The organism is Pseudarthrobacter sp. SORGH_AS 212 (genome assembly GCF_030818145.1).
In the GTDB taxonomy this organism is placed as follows: Bacteria; Actinomycetota; Actinomycetes; order Actinomycetales; family Micrococcaceae; genus Arthrobacter.
This window is the reverse complement of sequence record NZ_JAUTAA010000001.1, coordinates 2,463,378-2,481,229: the sequence shown is the minus strand read 5'-3', so window position 1 is coordinate 2,481,229 and position 17,852 is coordinate 2,463,378. Positions and strand designations below refer to the sequence as shown.

The 17,852-nt window shown below is 67.6% G+C and carries 12 protein-coding genes; 7 read left to right on the top strand and 5 right to left on the bottom strand.

The features are described from left to right. Positions 1-157: 157 nt before the first annotated feature. From QE394_RS11285 to QE394_RS11265, 5 genes are all read right to left on the bottom strand, one after another. Complete coding sequence (locus QE394_RS11285) at positions 158-2,839, bottom strand: LuxR C-terminal-related transcriptional regulator (RefSeq protein WP_349034528.1); 2,682 nt, start codon at positions 2,837-2,839, stop codon at positions 158-160. Continuing rightward, complete coding sequence (locus tag QE394_RS11280; RefSeq protein WP_349034527.1) at positions 2,836-5,565, bottom strand: LuxR C-terminal-related transcriptional regulator; 2,730 nt, start codon at positions 5,563-5,565, stop codon at positions 2,836-2,838. Before QE394_RS11280 ends, QE394_RS11285 begins: the two co-directional genes overlap by 4 nt. A gap of 273 nt (positions 5,566-5,838) precedes the next feature. Beyond that, positions 5,839-7,743: a DUF2264 domain-containing protein gene (locus QE394_RS11275; RefSeq protein ID WP_349034526.1), complete on the bottom strand. Its 1,905-nt coding sequence runs from the start codon at positions 7,741-7,743 to the stop codon at positions 5,839-5,841. Then, positions 7,740-8,903: a substrate-binding domain-containing protein gene (locus tag QE394_RS11270; RefSeq protein WP_349034525.1), complete on the bottom strand. Its 1,164-nt coding sequence runs from the start codon at positions 8,901-8,903 to the stop codon at positions 7,740-7,742. Before QE394_RS11270 ends, QE394_RS11275 begins: the two co-directional genes overlap by 4 nt. Further along, the gene (locus tag QE394_RS11265) at positions 8,900-10,909 is read right to left on the bottom strand and encodes a heparinase II/III family protein (protein ID WP_349034524.1); all 2,010 of its coding nucleotides are present in this window, start codon (positions 10,907-10,909) and stop codon (positions 8,900-8,902) included. Before QE394_RS11265 ends, QE394_RS11270 begins: the two co-directional genes overlap by 4 nt. A gap of 152 nt (positions 10,910-11,061) precedes the next feature. Here QE394_RS11265 and QE394_RS11260 point away from each other — a divergent pair, with 152 nt between their 5' ends. From QE394_RS11260 to QE394_RS11230, 7 genes are read left to right on the top strand one after another with little or no spacing between them, the layout of a single operon-like run. After that, positions 11,062-12,075, top strand: a complete 1,014-nt coding sequence (locus QE394_RS11260) for a hydroxyacid dehydrogenase (protein WP_056081217.1) — start codon at positions 11,062-11,064, stop codon at positions 12,073-12,075. Between the two features lie 52 nt (positions 12,076-12,127). Beyond that, the gene (locus tag QE394_RS11255; RefSeq protein ID WP_349034523.1) at positions 12,128-13,408 is read left to right on the top strand and encodes a sugar ABC transporter substrate-binding protein; all 1,281 of its coding nucleotides are present in this window, start codon (positions 12,128-12,130) and stop codon (positions 13,406-13,408) included. 9 nt (positions 13,409-13,417) lie between these two features. Beyond that, positions 13,418-14,347, top strand: coding sequence for a sugar ABC transporter permease (locus QE394_RS11250; protein WP_056081225.1), 930 nt, complete (start codon positions 13,418-13,420; stop codon positions 14,345-14,347). After that, the gene (locus QE394_RS11245) at positions 14,347-15,282 is read left to right on the top strand and encodes a carbohydrate ABC transporter permease (RefSeq protein ID WP_349034522.1); all 936 of its coding nucleotides are present in this window, start codon (positions 14,347-14,349) and stop codon (positions 15,280-15,282) included. The genes QE394_RS11250 and QE394_RS11245 overlap by 1 nt, the downstream gene beginning before the upstream one ends. Continuing rightward, positions 15,279-16,028 carry a DUF624 domain-containing protein gene (locus QE394_RS11240; RefSeq protein ID WP_349034521.1) on the top strand — a complete coding sequence of 250 codons (750 nt, stop codon included), beginning with the start codon at positions 15,279-15,281 and terminating at the stop codon, positions 16,026-16,028. The genes QE394_RS11245 and QE394_RS11240 overlap by 4 nt, the downstream gene beginning before the upstream one ends. 13 nt (positions 16,029-16,041) lie before the next feature. Next, positions 16,042-17,283, top strand: a complete 1,242-nt coding sequence (locus tag QE394_RS11235; protein WP_349034520.1) for a beta-galactosidase family protein — start codon at positions 16,042-16,044, stop codon at positions 17,281-17,283. Beyond that, positions 17,256-17,801 (top strand): hypothetical protein, encoded by a 546-nt coding sequence (locus QE394_RS11230; RefSeq protein ID WP_349035402.1) that lies wholly within the window; start codon positions 17,256-17,258, stop codon positions 17,799-17,801. Before QE394_RS11235 ends, QE394_RS11230 begins: the two co-directional genes overlap by 28 nt. The last annotated feature ends 51 nt before the right edge of the window (positions 17,802-17,852 follow it).

Genomic DNA, 17,852 nt, shown 5'->3' with positions numbered 1-17,852 from the left:
CGCCCGCCGCACCCGGCGGTGAGACTACGTGGCTTGTGGCGGCCCACCACTCGCATTGGTACTCGGAGGGGCACGCGCCCTTGGATTGCCCGGAATTCCGCGGAGGCAACACCGAAAACCAGCGCCGCAGCAGGCGCTGGTTAACGAAGAAGGATGGTTAGACGGTCTGCTCGCCGCCGTGATCGCCGCTGATCAGCTTTTCGCGGTCGCTGATTCCGAGCTTGGCGAACATCCGGTACAGGTGGCCTTCCACCGTCCGGAGGGAGAGCCCGAGGCTGAGCGCGATGTCCCTGTTGCTCGAACCCGTCTGCACCAGGGCCACGATCTCCTGTTCGCGACGCGTCAGCTTTGAAAGGTCCGGCATGCCCTGCCTTGTGGCCGCCGGCGCCTTGCCCAGGGCCGCGGTGCGCCGTTTAAGGAGCCGCTGCGCTTCAAGCTGGCGGGACTTGTCCCCCCGGCTTTCGAGGATCCTGAGCGCGTGGCCCGCGTAGTCCGCTGCTGCGAGGTCCAGGCCCTCCCTGGCGGCGGATTCGCTCAGGGCGATGAGCCCGGCGGCATCCTTGGTGTCCAGGGCCTGGCTGTAGCTGACGGCGAACTCGGCTGTGCGGCCTTCGCTGGTCTCAGCCAACGACTTCAGGCGGCGCACCACGGAGAGGTCCCCCGCCCGCAGGACCAGGACGAGGATATCGATTTCCGGCCCCACCGCCCCGTTGGCTGCCGCGGTATCCGCGAGCGACATCAGCCGGGACAACGTGGGGCGCAGCCCGACTTGCTGGACTTTGGCCATGGCGGCGTGGGCACGGCCCAACAGGGATGATTCCATCCCGTCCCTGGCCAGCGCCTCATGCTCCAGCGTGTAGGAGGAAGCGACCTCCCGGAATTTCAGCAGGGATGCAGCGTAGGCGGCGGCAGCGACGGCGTCGGGCAGATCGCTTTGCAGGTCCGACACCCGAAGCATGCTCACCGCCTGGCGAAGGCACGGCAGCGCCGCCCCCAGGTTGCCGCGGCGCAGGTCCACGCTGCCAGCGCTGAAATGCAGCGCGCCGCCGTCGTAGATCAGCGAGTTGGGCGCCAGGGACACATGGTCCCGGAGGTACTCCTCCAGGACAGCGAACTCGCCGGCGTGCAGCAGGGCCAGGATGTAGCGGCGCATGAAGAAACCTGTGTGTTGCAGACCCCAGTGGCCCGCAGCATCGAGGATGTCCTTGACGTCGGCCAGGACCTGGATCGCCGATAGGGGTTTGCCGGTGACGGCCATGGACTCAGCCAGCAGGGTTCCTGCGAGCAGCCGCGTTTCCCCGTCCCCGCTCCGTTGCCAGATCTGCCGCAGCTCTCGCTCCGTTTCCACGTGGCGGCCCTCCGCCTGCATTCCCTCCAGGACCAGCAGCCGGTTCCCCAGGCGTCCCAGTTCGAGCTCCTGGGCGTCGATTCCCCTGGCGGATTCGGCGATCCGGGCCAGGGCGGCCTCCCATTCGTACGCCGCCTGCTTTACCGCGTTGGGTCCGGCCCCCTGGCGCCTGGCGAGTTGCGCCGCAAGCATGGACACCTGCCGCAGGGTGGCAGGATCGTTGGTCCTCTCAACGATTCCGCCTATTTCCCATGCCGTTCCGCGGATATCCCCGCGGTACCACTTGGCGCGGGCCACCTCCACGCGGGCTGCGAGCTTGAGTGCCGGGTCTTTGATGGCACCCGCTACGCGTTCGACGTAGCTGGGGATGAAGAGCCGGTTGGCCAGCTGCGCGGCCTCCAGGATTTCGCTGTCCGGGATCCTGGCACCGGCCTCGAGCCCCCAGGACACGTAACGGAGCAGGCCGTCCATGGTCTGCGGACGGCTTTCGAGGAGCTGCAGGATGTGCTGGCGGATCCGCAGGCTGCGGGCGGCCGGCACAATCTGCCGGAGTACTTCGCCCACCAGCGGCTGGGCCAGCCGGACATGCTGCCCGGCATCGGAATCGATGGTGATCAGCCGCATCTCCTGCAATTCGTCCACGGCGTAGTGGTCGCTCGCCTGCCGCAGCACGTCCAGAGGCAGGGGTTCGGCCAGGGCGACGGTGTCCAGGGCTTCACGCTGCAGGTGGTCCAGGTGGACGATCTGGTTCCGGACCAGGTCCAGGAGCCGCAGGCTGCTGCCGCGCAGCTCAGAGGTCAGCATCCAGGCTCCGTTCCGGCTGACCAGCTGGCCGGTGGACCTGGCATTGCCAATGAGTTCAAGCAGGAACATCGGGTTGCCACCGGATGCCCTTCGGAGCACTGCGCCCGCACTGGGCACCACGGGTGCGCCCAGCACCTGGGCGCACAGCTGGTCGACGTCCTGTCCGTTCAGGGGCTGCAGATCGAAGCGGTCCAGCAATCCTTCGGACCACATCGAAAAGATTTCGCCGGGCGGCGCCGGATGGGGGCGGCAGATGAAGACCACCTTGGCCACTTCGGCTGCTGTGAGCTGGGCCAGGACGGCGACGCTGCCCTCGTCGAGGTGCTGGGCGTCCTCCACCACCAGGACGGCAGGCACCGATTCCCGTTCCCTGGCTGGATTCAGGGCGGCGGTCACTGCCTTCAGCACGGACAGCGGCTCGGTGATCTGGCCAGGCGTCAGCGAGGTGATCAACGGTGCCAGCGCGGCGAACGGGACCCCGGCCAGCGTGGCCCCGGCGAACACCCGGAAGGGCCGCACGCGGTGGCCCAGTTCCTGGATCACCGCGTTGACCAGAGCAGTCTTGCCAAGGCCGGCATCACCCAGCAGGAGGACGCCGGGCCCGTTGCGGTCCAGCAGGCAATCCGCAACAGCGGCCAGGATGCCCGAGCGCCCGACGAGCGTTTCGTTTGCCAGTACCTCGGTCATTGCTGGTTCCCCTCAGCGAGGCCCAGGGCAAACGGCAGCTCCGAGCGTTCCACGATTTTCAATTTTCCGTAGATCTGGTAGAGGTGTCCCTCCACCGTCCGTACCGACAGGTGCAGCCTGGCGGCTATGGCCTTGTTGCTTTGGCCCCTGGCCGCGAGGGTGGCGATCTCCAACTCCCGCGCGGTGATGCGGTCTTCCTGCTGGGCGGTGTCCTCCGGGGCGCGCATCCGGTGCCGGCAGGTTTCCGCGATGCGCCGGGCCTGCAGGAGCAGGGCGCGGTCCTCCAAAGCATGTGCACGGCGGATTACCGCCTCCGCAACATCGAAGGCGAACCGGTCGTGCTGCAGGTCCTGGGCGAGCTGGGCCACGGCCACCTGCTGGGCCACGTCATGGGCGAGCACCGCATTCGCGTAGGCTGCGCACAATCCGGCGAAGTCGCCGTCGCACCTCAACGCTGTCTCAAGCAGCCGGGGAGCCGCGGCCGTCCGTCCCAGCCGGACGGCCGTGCTCAGGGCGATCACCTCAAGGCCGTAATTACCGGCGGCATGCTCGTCATCTGCCAGCCGCATCAGTAGGTCGATGGCAGCTTGGGGCCTGTCGGGGCTGTCCGCGGCGAGGATGGTGAAAAACGCCGTGATGAACTCCAGCGGCCGTCCGGGCCGCGCAGGCCCGGGCCGTTTGCCGGCAGGGGATTTCCCGGCTTGCTCCGGCTCGCCCTGCAGGGCTGAGGCGTACGCCGCCGCCCTGGTGGCAGCGCCGAGGAGGCCCTCGTCGTCCCGCACGCGCAGCTGCCCGATCAGCGGAACCAGGGCCTCCAGGCCCTCGTGTGCCCTGCCCTGAAAACACCGCAAGACAGCCAGGGCCAAGTCGAAGCACGCGGGGAGCGGCTGGCCTGCGGGCAGCGGCGAGTCCCAGTGCGGCTGCTGCATGGAGGCCGCGTCTTCCCAGCAGCCCGCCAGCAGGAGCGCGAAACGCAACCGGCCCGCGGCCGCCCATGCCGCTGCAGCGGACACCATGGGGTTCCGGCTGTCGGCGAGCAGCTGGCCGGCAAGATCAGCTGCTTCAGATTGGCGCCCGGTCAGCGCCCAGGCCTCGCACAGCAAGCTCCCGGCCGTGAAGCGGAAGTCCGGTCCGTGGGTTTCGAAGTCCTGAAGGGCACCTTCCAGCTGGGCGGCGGCCTCGCCATAGCGGCCCAGGAGCCCCGCACTCCGGGCTTCGGCGAGCACCAGCTCTTCGTGGAGGAACCGCACGGTTTCACCGCCCGAACCGTCACCGCTCCCCAGGCGCGAGCGTCCGGCCAGGTCTGCCTTCAGCAGTTCCCCGTCCAATGCCTTCCGGGCATGCCGGAGATGTTCCACTGCCTGGTCCATGGTCTCCGGATCGGACTGCAGCACCGCGGCCTCCGCCAGCTGGAACCGCACGTCTTCTTCGGGGGGCAGCGGACCCGGACCATCGCCGTCCGCACTTTCCCCGATTTTGTCGCGATATTGCCGGAGGACGTTTCGCGCTTCGTTGACAGCCCCGAGCGCCGCCAGTGCGGACGACTCCTCAGCGACCGCCGTTGCACTGAGGTAATGACCCGGAATGGAACGGACCAGACGAAGCGCCAGCGGATGGTCAGCCCGGGTATTGGCGATTCGGGCCGCCTGCAGGGCATCTCTTTCGGAGAGCGGAACACCACATTCCAGGGCCCACCCGGCGAGGGCCGCGGTGAGGGCAGGATGCATCAGCGCAGGGTCCACTGCTTCGCAGAACCGCCGCCGGAGATCGCTGCTGCGGCCGGTGGGGATGTTGGCGCGGATGACATCGCGCAGCAGCTGGTTCTGCACGCCGACCATCCTCGGCAGCGAATGGTCCACCACCAGGATTCCGCGCCTCTCAAGCGAGTCGACATCGTCAGGCAGCGCGATGGCCAGCAGCGCCTCCAGCGGCACGGTCCCGGCCAGGGACACGATCTCCACGGCCATGCGTTCTCCGGGCCCCAGCCTGCCCAGCCGGGTTACCACCAGGTCGGTAATGGCGGGCCCATGGGGCCGGTCCGTGGCAGTCAGGACCCACACTCCGTCGCGCACCGCGAGGGAGCCCGACTCAACCAACTCCCCGGCAAGCATTTTCAGGTAGTGCGGGTTCCCGCCGCTCGCGGTCCAGAATTCGTGGGCTGCGGATGCTGAAATCCGGCCGCCGAGGCTTGCTTCAAGCCAGGTGACGGCTTCGGGCAGGGGCAGCGGCCCGAGCTCGATCCGTGCCAGATATCCGTCCGTGCAGAGCCGGGCGAGTTCGCTGCCCAGCCGCTGCGGATCGGAGCAGGTCAGGATCAGGCCGGCCGTTCCGTTGCGGGCAAGTTGGGAAATGACCACTCCGGCGAGCTCGTCCACGTCCGCCGCGTTCTCAATCACCAGGTACACCGGTTTGCCCTCGGCCCGTTCGGCAAGCAGGGTGGTTAAGGCAGACAACACGAGCGCCGGGTGGGACAGGAATTGGGAATCCAGGTCCCGCAGCAATACGTTCAGCGCGCCGTACGGGCTTGCGGTGAGGCCGGCACTGGCACGGAGCACCACAATGTAGGCGTCATCACGGATTTCCTTGGTCAGGAGGCTGGTGAGGTAGCTTTTGCCGCTCCCTGAGGCTCCTGTGATGAGTACCCCGGCGCGGGCTTCGTCCAGGGCGCGGACGAGGTCCTCTCCGGTGGTCCTGCCGCCAATCTGCGGCCAGGTCCTTGAGCTCACCCCGCGGCCCCCTCTGCTGGTAGACGTCGTGATGCCCGGCCGTCCGGCACCCCAGTGAGGCGGGCATCGGTGAACGGACTTCGGGGGCCCTGACGCACCAACTGCCACCCTGACCGGGTCCCCGCCAGTCAAGTAGTGACAGCCCCAATTAATCAGTTGGACACCTGGCAGGCACCAGTAGCGGGTACTCGTCTTAACTACCTAACGGACTACTGTGCTACTCGTGAGTACTCGACAACGCAAAGAGGTTGTTGAAGGGGGTACCAGTGGTTCCTACGCGGGATTGAGCTGCGCGAACACCGAATCAACGTCGATCGTGGCGCCGTCCGCGAAGGCGAACCGGCCGTTGGCTCCGAAGCGCGCCCCGCACGCTTCGGCGAGGGGGCCTGATCCTGAGAGCACGACGACGGCGGCATAGTCCCCGTCGGCCACCGCACCGGCGGTGCCAATCCAGGGGATGGCCAGGTGCTCCCCCACCGGGTGCGGCGCCTCGCGGTGCCAGGTGCCGGCGTCGTCAAGGACCCCGCCCCACTCAACGGGCAAGACCTCACTGGCCAGGCCGGCCGCGGTATCAGCCGGCCAGCCGCCAATCCGCAACCGGGCGCGGCTGCGAGCCGCGTTGCGGACACGCACCAGCCGCAGCTCCACGGCGCCGCGTGTCACAGATGCCACCAACACCTCCGGCCCCGGCGTGGCAGTTCCCGCAGCGCCGCTGCCGTGGTCCGGGCCGCCGTCGGGATCAACATCGATCCAGTGCGCGGTGAAGCGCGAGGCCCCCACCTGCACCCCGTCCTGCCTGAAATGGCCAAGGAACTCGAATCCGGTCCGGTGCGTCAGCCGGCCATCCGCATCGGCGAAGGCGACGGCGTTGTCCACTGATTCCGCGGCAAGGTCCGGGAAGGTGGCGGTGGAGTAGCCCAGCCGTGCGTAGAGCGGGGAATCGGCTACCCGGACGCCGGCGTTGGCATGGTCGGTGCCGTGGTTGCGGATCCGCACCACACCGTCCGAGACGGTTCCGTCCACCTGCCAGCCCGGAGCCGCGATGAACCGCTGGGTGTCACCGGATTCCACCGGCAGCGGCTCCTCGACGGCCGTCCACACCGGATGGTCGGCGGGCAGGGCGAGGCCCATCATTCCCTTGGCGGCCCAGTAGGGGGACCCCGCTCCGGAATAGGACTGTTTCATGCCCGGGAACTCGGAGTGGAAGCCGATGGTCAGCAGCCCGTCGGCGTTATGGGCGCCCCGGTCCAGGAAGTACTTCAGGATGCCGGAGGCCGCCCGCCGGGCCACACCGGGCGTCAACCGGGTGTGACCCGCGAACTGTCCCGCCCAAAACGGCGCTGCCGCCGCGAAACGGTAAATCAGGCTGCGGCCCTGGACCAGCGGGGCGCCGTCAGCCCCCACCAGGTGGACGGCGTCGTCCAGGAAATCGGCCAGCCGTTCGCCGTCGAGTGCAGCACGGGCCTTCACCCGGGGGTCCTCCGGCGCCATCAGCTGCAGCAGCTGGGGATAGACCTGGAACGCCCAGCCCACGTAGTGGTCGTAGGCGCGCTCCTGGCCGTCCGCAAACCAACCGTGGCCGCGGTACAGGGAATCGTGGATGGCCAGCCCGGCGTCGATGTCCGCATCGGAGTATCGTCCGCCCACGCCCGCAAGGAACTTTTCGACGACGATCTGGAACCACACCCAGTTGATGGGCGGGTACGCCTGGCCGATCACGGTCTCAAACCAGGCCACCAGCTGTTCCTTGACGCGCTGCGGCAGCCGGTCCCACAGGACGCCCCGGGTCAGTGCCAGACCCACGGCCAGCGATGCTGCCTCCACCTTGGCCTGGTCCAGTTCGCCCGGGGTGGGCCAGCGGTCAGGGTTCGCGGGGTTGGTTCCGGCGTCGAGGCCCTTTGCGTACCAGTCGGCCAGCCACGCGGTGCCCTCCGGATCACCTGCGATCCGGAACGAGGCCAGCAGGAAGGTCCGGGCAAAGGCCTCCAGCGAATCGCTTTTCCGGCCGTAGGCGCTGGTGGCTCCCGGCAGGTACAGGTTGGCGTGGTCTTCCGTGGCATGGCGGTGCGCTGACCGCAGCAGGTAGTCGGCGTACGCGCACCAGTGGCCCCGGGTGAGGCCGGTATACGGCGAGATACGGAAGTCCAGCGGGGGCATGGCCAGGGGCGCGGCGCTCACAGGGAGTCCTGCAGTACGCCGGCAGCCGGAACCCGTGGAGCCCCGATGGAGGATTCACGCAGGATCAGGTCCGGGTTCAGCTCGATCCGGTGCACTGGACGCATCCTGCCTTCGGCCAGCCGGGCGGCCATAAGCTGGACCGCCACCTTGCCCACGTACTGTTTTGGCGGCCGCACGGCGGAGATGGCGGGCTCGGCCAGGTAGGCCACCTCGTCGTCGTATCCCACGATCGCGATGTCCCCCGGAACGGTGAGCCCGCGGTCCACGCAGTGCTGCACGAATGCCACCGCCTGGGTGTCCGAATGCACCAGCATTGCCGTGGTGCCGGTCTTGGTGCACAGTTCCAGCACTTGGTCGAAGTGGCTGGCCCGGCCACCGTTGCCGTGCTTGGCGGGGTCCTGCCTGGCGGAGTCCTCGTGGACAGAGTCCTCCACCGGAATCTTCAGTGCGGCCAGGGCCTGCTGCCAGCCCCGGACCACGTGCGGGCTGGTGGGGCTGGACGAATCGGTCAGGCAGCCGATCCGCCGGTGGCCTTCCTGCCACAGGTGCCGCACGGCCATGCCGGCACCAAACGCGTGGTCCGTGGCCACCCATTCGAGGCGGTGCGCGGGAATCTCGGCCGGCGCACGCCGTTCGGCGAGCACCACCGGGATGGGCAGGGCGTTCAGCCAGCGGAGCAGTTCATGCCCGTGGTGGCCGCCCATGTCCGGCGCCACGATCAGGCCGTCGATGTTCTGGGTGTCCAGCAGGGCCTGCACCTGCCTGCGGTTGTCCGTGGCGTCGTACGCGGACCCGCGCACCATGATCCGCAGGTTCTGCTCTTCCGCCTCGGCCCGCGCCCCGCTGATGACCTGCGGCCAGTAGTAGTCCAGCGACGGCACCACCATGCCGATGGAGTAGCTGTGCTGGGCGGCCCGGCCCGCTGCCGAGCGGTCCAGCGGGCTGGGCAGCGTGGCGCCGCCATGCACGCGGGACACCAGGCCCTCATCCGCGAGGATGTTCACGTCGCGGCGGATGGTCAGTTCGCTGACGCCAAGCTTCGCCGCGATATCGCGGACGGTGATGGCACCGTGCGCCCGCAGGTCCTCCATGAGCCGTTCCCGTCGCTGCAGCGAAAACAACGACTTACCGGTGGGTTCGGTCGGTTGCTCAGGGCTCATGGTGTTGCCTCCACAGTGAGGGTGAATGCGCCGGCGGCGCGGAAAACAGGGCATGGTGCAGTTGCGGCCGGCGTGCGGAAACGCAGCCTGGTCAGCCGTGGTCCCCACACGTCGGCGAGGAGTGGATCGTCCAGCAGCCATTCGTCCACAAGGACGACGACGGCTGCCGGGTCCCAGCGCAAGGCAGCTCCCCGAGGGGTCCGGGCTGCCGTGCCAACCGCCCGGATGCCGTCCGGGCGCACGGTCGCCGTCCCTTCCGGTCCGAGGCTCAGGGTTCCCGCCGTGAGGAAAGTGATGTCGACGTCGGCCGTTCCGCCGGTGGCCGGCGCGGGAAGGTCCCAGCGGTCGGCGATGGTGATGCGGCCGGGGGCCCGGCGCAGTTCCGCCGTCCGGATCCAGGCCCGGGGTTCGAAACCGTACGCCGCTCCCAGGGCCAGCTCCAGCTGCGGCCGCTCCTGGGTAGGGGCGCTGAGGACGCCGGCCGCGAACTCCCTGCCGGTCCCCTGTTCAAGGCCAAACGGGGACGGGACGCTGTGCCAGTTGCTCTGCATCGCGCGGATGCCGTAGCGGTCCGGGCCGAACGTCTGGGCGGTGTAGGTGGGCTGCCCGGCGTCAACCAGCAGGGGAACCCCATCCACGGCAACCACTGCCGAGCCGATATCGCGGTGGTTGTGGTGCTCGCCGTTGTGGCCACCCTTCGCGGCCAGGAGCAGTCCATCCGCCGTTCCCCCGGTTTCCCGGGCCACCATGATCTGGACCGATGGCAGGTACGTGACGGCCACGAGCGGAGGAAGGGCCGGACTGGCGGTGGAAGCCGGTTCCGGGAGTTCGAGCAGCGCGTGCAGGACACGGCCGAGCCCCGCGGCGGGATCCGGCGCCCCGGTGGCCATGGCGGCGGCGTGGGCGGCCGCCTCCGGATCGCCCAGCCGAACTGCCCAGCGGTGCAGCATGTCCCACGGGAGGGCAGCCGCAGCGCGCGCCGGACCGTCTGCCACATTGAGGAACCATGCGCCGCCGATGTGCATGCGGTGCGGGAAGGCGACCAGTTCGCGGACCACCGGAAGGCCGCCGTCGAGCACGCCGCCCGTGGCCTGTTCCAGCAGGGCCAGCCCCTCCAGCGCCCGCCCTGCGCCGTTCCACCAGTAGGCAAAGCCCTCGTCAATGGCACCGTCGGCCGGGATGGATGCGAGGAAACGGTCCAGCCCCTCGATGCAGCGGGCCACCGTCTGCGCCTGGGTGGCGGGGTCATCCACCAGGAACAGCGCCGCCGCAATCAGGTTGGAATGGATCCAGGGATTCCAGTTGTGGACGTCCCCGTCCAGGCCAAGCCAGTGCCAGTCCAGCCGGTCGAGGAAAGGCCGGATGACGCGTTGGGTGACCTCCCCGCGGATGCGCCGCCGCAGCCCCGGCGCCCGGTCATCGAGTTGCCTGCCCAGGACATGGTCCAGCCATGCCAGCTGCGCGGCCACCTCCCCGGCGCCGAGGTCCAGGTACGGTGTAGCCAGGTCCGGAACAACGCAGCCCGTGCGGCGGAAGACGTCGTCGTGCGCTGCCCAGCTCCACGAGCTCTGTTCGCAGAGCAGGAACGCGCCGTCGATGACCTCGTCGAGCCACGCTTCCGCATCGCTTCCGTACGCGCCCTGGCGGCCGGGATCACTGGCCAGGGCCATGACGACGGCGCGGGTCAGCCGCTGCTGGCGGGCGGCCACCAGTCCCTCGTAGGCAGTCCGGTTTCCGTCCCGGAAGTACCGGGCGTAGTGGGACACCAGGGGCTGGGGCCACGGCGTTCCCCGTTCCTCCAGTGCCTGCCCGAGCGCAGGCCCGGGCAAATTCAACCCCGCGGCAGGCCACGCTTTACTGCCCGCTGCGGGGATACTGATGCGCTCAGCCGCGCCGGCCAACAGGCGGAGGAGCGACGGCTGGGAGGCGTGGGGTCCCCAGGCTGCGGCCAGTGGCGCTGCGGATGCCGGCAGCGTGGTGTGGGGACCGGAAGGGGACGTCATCATCAGCTCACTTGTTCGAATACGATCGTTTTAGATCGATGTTGAATAACTTGGTTGTTCTGTCTTGTTCATGAGTATCTACTGATTGTTAGATGTGATGCAAGACATGAATTACGGTTGTGAACGCAAACGAACATGAGAGAAGGGAGGCCCGGATGTCGCCAAAACCCAAGGCCCTGCTGGTCATGAACCGCGGAACCTTTGCTGACCAGTTCGATTCCACCCGGTTGGACCGGTTGGCGGAGCTGGTGGATCTGGGCGGGCAGCCGTGGACCGATTCGCTGGAGGATCCGGCGGTGGCGGCCCGGCTCGCGGACGTTGAGGTCCTGCTGACCAGTTGGGGCGTGCCGCGGCTTGATGCTGCGGCGCTCGAGCGGATGCCGAACCTGCGGGCGGTGTTCCATTGCGCCGGTACGGTGCGCAGTTTCGTCACGCCTGAGTTGTGGGATCGGGGCATCCTGGTGACCAACGGCGCTGATGCGAACGCCATTCCGGTGGCCGAGTTTACGTTCGCGTCCATCGTGCTGGCCGGGAAGAAGGCGCAGGTGCTGGCCAACGATGCCCGCACCTGGCGTGAGGACTGGTCCTACGCCACCGAGCGCGGTGAGGTGGGCAACATCGGCCGCGTGATCGGGGTGGTGGGGTTCTCCCGCATCGGCCGCCGCGTGGTCCGCCTGGTCCAGCAGCTTCAGGACGTCACCTGCCTGGTCCACGATCCGCATGCCGATCCTGCCGCCGTGGCCGCCGCCGGCGGCCGGCTGGTGGACCTGGCCGAACTGCTGCGGGAGTCCGACGTCGTAAGCATCCACGCCCCGGCGCTGCCGGAAACCCGGCACATGATTGGGGCAGCGGAACTGCGGGCCATGAAGGACCACGCCACCCTGATCAACACGGCCCGCGGCTCGCTGGTGGACACCCGGGCCCTGGAGGCTGAGTGCGCCACTGGACGGATCCACGCACTCCTGGACGTCACCGAGCCCGAGCCGCTGCCGAAGGATTCTGTCCTCTATGACCTGCCCAATGTGGTGCTCACGCCCCACATCGCCGGGTCGCTGGGCACCGAAACCCGGCGGATGTCCGACGCCGCCCTCAATGACCTCGAACGGTACCTCACCGGAGAACAGCTCGTAGCCCAGGTGGTCTCCGAAGACCTCTCCCTGAGCGCCTGAACCAACCCCGGCCGCGGATGCGGCAGACCAAAAACCCAGTAAGGAGCACGCAATGAAGCGCACCACCCTCGCCGCCATCGCACTGGCAGTAACCGCAGGCCTGGGCCTGTCCGGTTGTGCCGGCGCCGCCGGACCGGCCGAACCCCAGGGCCAGGAAGGCAAGACCCGCCTGACCGTTTCGGTATGGAACTACGAAGGCACCCCGGAGTTCAAAGCCCTCTTCGACAGCTACGAAGCAGCCAACCCGGACATCGACATCGAGCCCGTGGACATCCTCGCCGATGACTACCCGCAGAAGGTCACCACCATGTTGGCCGGTGGAGACACCACCGACGTCCTCACCATGAAGAACGTCATCGACTACGCCCGTTACGCCAACAACGGCCAGCTGCAGGAAATCAACGGCGTGGTGGACACCGTTGGCAAGGACAACCTCGCGGGCCTGGACGCCTTCGACATCGGCGGCAAGTACTACGCCGCCCCCTACCGGCAGGACTTCTGGCTCCTCTACTACAACAAGGACCTGCTCAAGGCCGCAGGCGTGGAGAACCCCGCTGACCTGACCTGGGACGAGTACACCGCACTGGCCAAGAAGCTCACCACCGAGGCCGGCGGCAAGAAGGTCTACGGTACCTACCACCACATCTGGCGCTCCGTGGTGCAGGCCATCGCGGCCGCCCAGGATGACGCTGACCAGAACAGCGGCAACTACGGCTTCTTCGAGGACCAGTACAACACTGCCCTGGACCTGCAGAAGAGCGGTGCCACCCTGGACTTCGGCACCGCAAAGAGCCAGAAGACCAGCTACCGCACCATGTTCGAGACCGGCCAGGCAGCCATGATGCCCATGGGCACCTGGTACATCGCCGGCATCCTGCAGGCCAAGAAGGACGGCAAGTCCACCGTGGACTGGGGCCTGGCTCCGATGCCGCAGAAGAACGACGACGGCAAGGTCACCACTTTCGGTTCGCCCACTGCGTTCGCCGTCAACAAGAACGCCGCGCACTCGGACGCAGCCAAGAAGTTCATCGAGTGGGCCGCCGGTGAGGAGGGCGCCAAGGCCATCTCGAAGATCGGCGTTGTGCCGGCCCTGCAGAACGACGCCATCACCGCCGAGTACTTCACGCTTGCCGGCATGCCCACGGACGAGCTGTCCAAGAAGGCCTTCACCCCGGACGAGGTTGCCCTGGAAATGCCGGTCAGTGACAAGTCTGCCGCCACGGACAAGGTCCTCAACCAGGAGCACGATCTGATCATGGTGGGTGAGCGCTCGGTGTCCGACGGGGTTGCCGAGATGGGCAAGCGCGTCAAAAGCGAAGTCCTGGGCCAGTAACAGGCAGCCATGAGCACTGAAACTATTCCTTCGACGGTTGCCCCGGCTGTCCACAGCCGGGGCAACCGGAAGCAGGCCCGCCGCAACACGCTGATTGGCTGGACGTTCATCCTGCCGAACTTCCTGGGGTTCCTGGCCTTCACCCTCATCCCGGTCCTGGCCGCGTTCGCGTTGTCCTTCATGGAATGGACCTCCTTCACCGCCCCCAAGTGGGTGGGACTGGCCAACTTCCAGCGGATGTTCGCCTCCGATTCCTTCTGGATCGCTCTGCGCAACACCGTGGTCTACGCCATCGGCCATGTCCCCCTCACCATGGCCCTGGCCCTGCTCCTGGCGATGCTCCTGAACCGCAAACTCAAAGGCATCGGCTTCTTCCGCGTCGCCATCTTCTTCCCGTACATCACCTCACTGGTAGCAGTGGCCGTGGTCTGGAACATGCTCTTCAGCCCCGACAACGGCCCCATCAACCAGTTCCTCACCACCATCGGCATCGCCAACCCGCCGGGCTGGACCTCCAGCTCCGACTGGGCCCTGCCCGCGGTCATCATCACCAGCGTCTGGCGCGACATGGGCTACTACATGGTCCTCTACCTCGCCGGCCTCCAGGCCATCCCCGCCGAACTCTACGAAGCCGCCGAAGTCGACGGCGCCTCCGCCTGGCAACGCTTCTGGAACGTCACCATCCCCTCCCTGCGCCCCACCACGTTCTTCGTCGTCGTCATGCTGACCGTCTCCAGCTTCAAAGTCTTCGACCTCATTGTCGTCATGACCAACGGCGGCCCCGGCCGCTCCACCACCGTGCTGTCCCAGCTCATCTACCAGGAAGGCATCGGCGAAGGAAAATTCGGCTACTCCTCGGCCATCTCCCTCGTGCTGTTCCTCATCGTGCTGACCGTCACCGTGCTCCAATTCAAGATCCAACAGCGGAGGGAACGCTGATGACCAACATGGCCGAAGACCTCAAGGCCGAGTCCCGGCTCCTGGGAACCGGGCTTCCCCCGAACGATGCGGAGGAGGACCGCAACACCGAACGCCGCCGCTCCCCGCGCGAGCGGAAAAAACGCACCACCGACCTCGTCATCTACGCCGCCCTCGTGGTCCTCGTGGCGGCGCTGATGGTGCCGTTCATCTGGATGCTCTCCTCCTCATTGAAGGAAAACAACCAGGTCCTCACCGTCCCCATCCAATGGATCCCCACCGAGTTCGTGTGGAGCAACTACACCGACATCTGGACCCGCATCCCCATGATGGGCTACCTCCAGAACTCCCTCTACCTCGCCGTGATCATCACCTGCCTGCAGGTCCTCACCGGTTCCCTGGCCGCCTACGGCTTCTCCAAGGTCCGCTTCCCCGGCCGCGACGTACTGTTCCTGGCTTACATCGGCACCATCGCCGTGCCTTGGCAGGCCTACATGGTCCCGCAGTACATCATGATGCAGAACCTTGGCCTCACCAATAGCTTCAACGCCCTCATCCTGCTCCAGGCCTTCGGCGCGTTCGGCGTGTTCCTCATGCGCCAGTACTACATGACCATCCCGGACGAACTCTGCGAAGCCGCCCGCATCGACGGCCTCAGCGAATACGGCATCTGGGCCCGCGTCATCCTCCCCCTGTCCAAACCCGCACTTGCCAGCCTGGCCCTGCTGACCTTCGTGAACACCTGGAACGACTACATGGGCCCGTTCATCTACCTCACCTCCAACCGGCTCTGGACCGTCCAACTCGGCCTGCGCTCCTTCGTGGGCCAGTTCGACGCCGAATACGCCATGATCATGACCGGCTCCGTGATCTCGGTGATCCCCATCCTCGCGATCTTCCTCATCGGCCAGCGCTACTTCATCCAGGGCATCGCCACGAGCGGCATGAAAGGATGACCACCGTGGCACAGCACCCCACCCGGCACTCACCGAACACAGGCCAACACCCCCGGCAACGCGGCCTGGCCGGGCGGATCCCCAGCCCCGGCTTCGAGGCCTTCGGGAACATCTTCGGCTTCATCTACACCTTCCTCGCCGGAAATGTACTGATGGCCCTCGCAAACGCACCGCTGGTGCTGTGCCTGGCCCTCGTGGCAGACCCCGCCGCCGCGTGGCCCTTCTTCCTCGCCCTCACCATCACCATCCCGCCCTCCCTCGCCGGACTCTTCACCACCTTCAAGGCCCTGCACGACGACGGCGCCGCGGTAAAACCCGTCGCCGCCTACCTCCGCGGTTACCGCCGCAGCTTCCGAAAGACCGCCCCGCTCGGGCTCGCAGCCGTCGCCATCCTGCTGTTCCTCGGCGTGGACCTGGTGATCGTCCAGCCGATGCCGGCGGCGGCCCTGCTGGTGCCAGTGATCCTCGTCGCAGCCGCCGCAACGGTGACCGTGACCGTGATGGCGATCGCCGGCGTCGTCCTCCTGCCCGGAACAGGCCTCAAGAACCTGCTCAAGGCAGCCCTCTACCTCACCGTCCAACGCTGGTACCTCAGCCTCGCCGCCCTGGTGCTGCTGGGCATCATCGCCTCCGCTGCCGTCCTCCAGCCCGTCCTCGGCATTGCCCTGGCACCCGCACCACTGCTCTTCGTCATCTGGAGCAACACCTCCTACGCCTACGCCGCCGCCCTCCGCACCGCCAACTGATTTGGGATCCACCGTGCATACCTTTGCCATCGGCAGCCGCGACTTCCTCCTGGACGGAGAACCGTTCCGCATCCTCTCCGGCGCCATCCACTACTTCCGCGTCCACCCGGACCTGTGGGCGGACCGGATCCGCAAGGCGCGCCTCATGGGCCTGAACACCATCGAGACGTACGTGCCGTGGAACGAGCACTCCCCCACGCCCGGCAGCTTCCGGACCGGCGGCGGCCTGGACCTGGGCCGCTTCCTGGACCTGGTGGCAGCCGAGGGCATGCACGCGATCGTCCGGCCCGGGCCCTATATTTGCGCGGAGTGGGACAACGGCGGCCTCCCGGCGTGGCTGTTCACCGAGCCGGGTATTGGCGTGCGCAGCAGCGAGCCCGGTTACCTGGCGGCCGTGGACGGGTTCATGGACCAGCTGCTGCCCATCGTGGTGGAGCGGCAGGTCACCCGCGGCGGTCCGGTGATCCTGTTCCAGATCGAAAACGAATATGGCGCTTATGGCTCGGACAAGGCCTACCTGCAGCACCTCGTGGATGCGGCCAAGCGCGCAGGCGTCGAGGTTCCCCTGTTCACCTGCGACCAGCCTTTCGGGACCATGATCGAGGACGGCTCGCTGCCCGGGCTGCACAAGACCGGCACGTTCGGTTCACGCGCGGATGAGCGGCTGGCCTTCCTGCGGGAGCGGCAGCCGGACGGGCCGCTGATGTGCGCGGAATTCTGGAACGGCTGGTTCGACAACTGGGGCACACACCACCACACCACCGATGCCGCCCCCTCGGCCGCGGAACTCGACGCCCTGCTGGCCGCCGGCGCGTCGGTGAACATCTACATGTTCCACGGCGGCACCAACTTCGGCTTCACCAACGGTGCCAACGACAAAGGCATCTACGAACCCACCATCACCTCCTACGACTACGACGCGCCGCTCACCGAGGACGGCCACCCCACGGCCAAGTACTTCGCGTTCCGGGACGTCATCGCCAAGCACTTCCCGGTTCCCGCGGAGGTGCCGGAGCGCCGGGCCGCTGTTCCAGCGTCGGCTGTGTCCGTAACGTCGAGCGCCCCGCTCCTGGATGCCGCCGCAGCCTTCCCCGCCGTGCCGGTCCCCGGTTCCGTGCCGCCGAGTGAAACCACCGGCCAGTACCGCGGCTTCTTCCTCTACGAACGGCTGCTGGACGACGGCGTCCTCACCTTCAGCGAAATCCGCGACCGCGCGCGCAGTTCTTCCTGGACGGCTTTCCCCTCGGGACGCTAAGCCGGGAGCTCGGCGAGCGCTCCATCGTCCTCCCTCGCGGCGGCATACTGCAGGTCCTCGTGGAGGACCAGGGCCGGGTCAACTACGGGCCGCGGATCGGGGAGGCGAAGGGCCTGACCGGTCCGGCACTGCTGGACGGTGTGGAAGTGCGGGACTGGAGCGTCCGGCCGGTGGACTTGTCTTCGCTGGCGGCGTTCCGTGCCGCTGCAGTGGAACTTCCCGCCGAACAGCCCGGCGGGACCGGAGTTGCCGGGCCGTCGGTTTCGTTCGCCACGTTCGAGGCCGAGGGTCCGGGCGACAGGTTCCTCCGCCTGGACGGCTGGACCAAGGGCAACGCCTTCATCAACGGCTTCAACCTGGGCCGCTACTGGAGCCGCGGCCCGCAGCGCACCCTTTACGTACCCGGGCCGCTGATCCGCGAGGGCGCCAACGAGCTCGCCGTCCTGGAACTGCAGGGCAGCACCACCCGGGAGGTCCGCTTCGTGGCCGCCCCGGACCTGGGGCCGGACGAGAAGTAGTTCGCGGGACCTGCCCGCGTCACGCGCAGCATCCTTTCGGCGGGCGCCCGA

Excerpts from the sequence above, each read along its gene's own strand:
- QE394_RS11240 (WP_349034521.1), top strand. The coding sequence starts at position 15,279 with ATGACCACCGTGGCACAGCACCCCACCCGGCACTCACCGAACACAGGC.
- QE394_RS11265 (WP_349034524.1), bottom strand. The coding sequence starts at position 10,909 with ATGATGACGTCCCCTTCCGGTCCCCACACCACGCTGCCGGCATCCGCA.
- QE394_RS11250 (WP_056081225.1), top strand. The coding sequence starts at position 13,418 with ATGAGCACTGAAACTATTCCTTCGACGGTTGCCCCGGCTGTCCACAGC.
- QE394_RS11270 (WP_349034525.1), bottom strand. The coding sequence starts at position 8,903 with ATGAGCCCTGAGCAACCGACCGAACCCACCGGTAAGTCGTTGTTTTCG.
- QE394_RS11245 (WP_349034522.1), top strand. The coding sequence starts at position 14,347 with ATGACCAACATGGCCGAAGACCTCAAGGCCGAGTCCCGGCTCCTGGGA.
- QE394_RS11260 (WP_056081217.1), top strand. The coding sequence starts at position 11,062 with ATGTCGCCAAAACCCAAGGCCCTGCTGGTCATGAACCGCGGAACCTTT.
- QE394_RS11285 (WP_349034528.1), bottom strand. The coding sequence starts at position 2,839 with ATGACCGAGGTACTGGCAAACGAAACGCTCGTCGGGCGCTCGGGCATC.
- QE394_RS11255 (WP_349034523.1), top strand. The coding sequence starts at position 12,128 with ATGAAGCGCACCACCCTCGCCGCCATCGCACTGGCAGTAACCGCAGGC.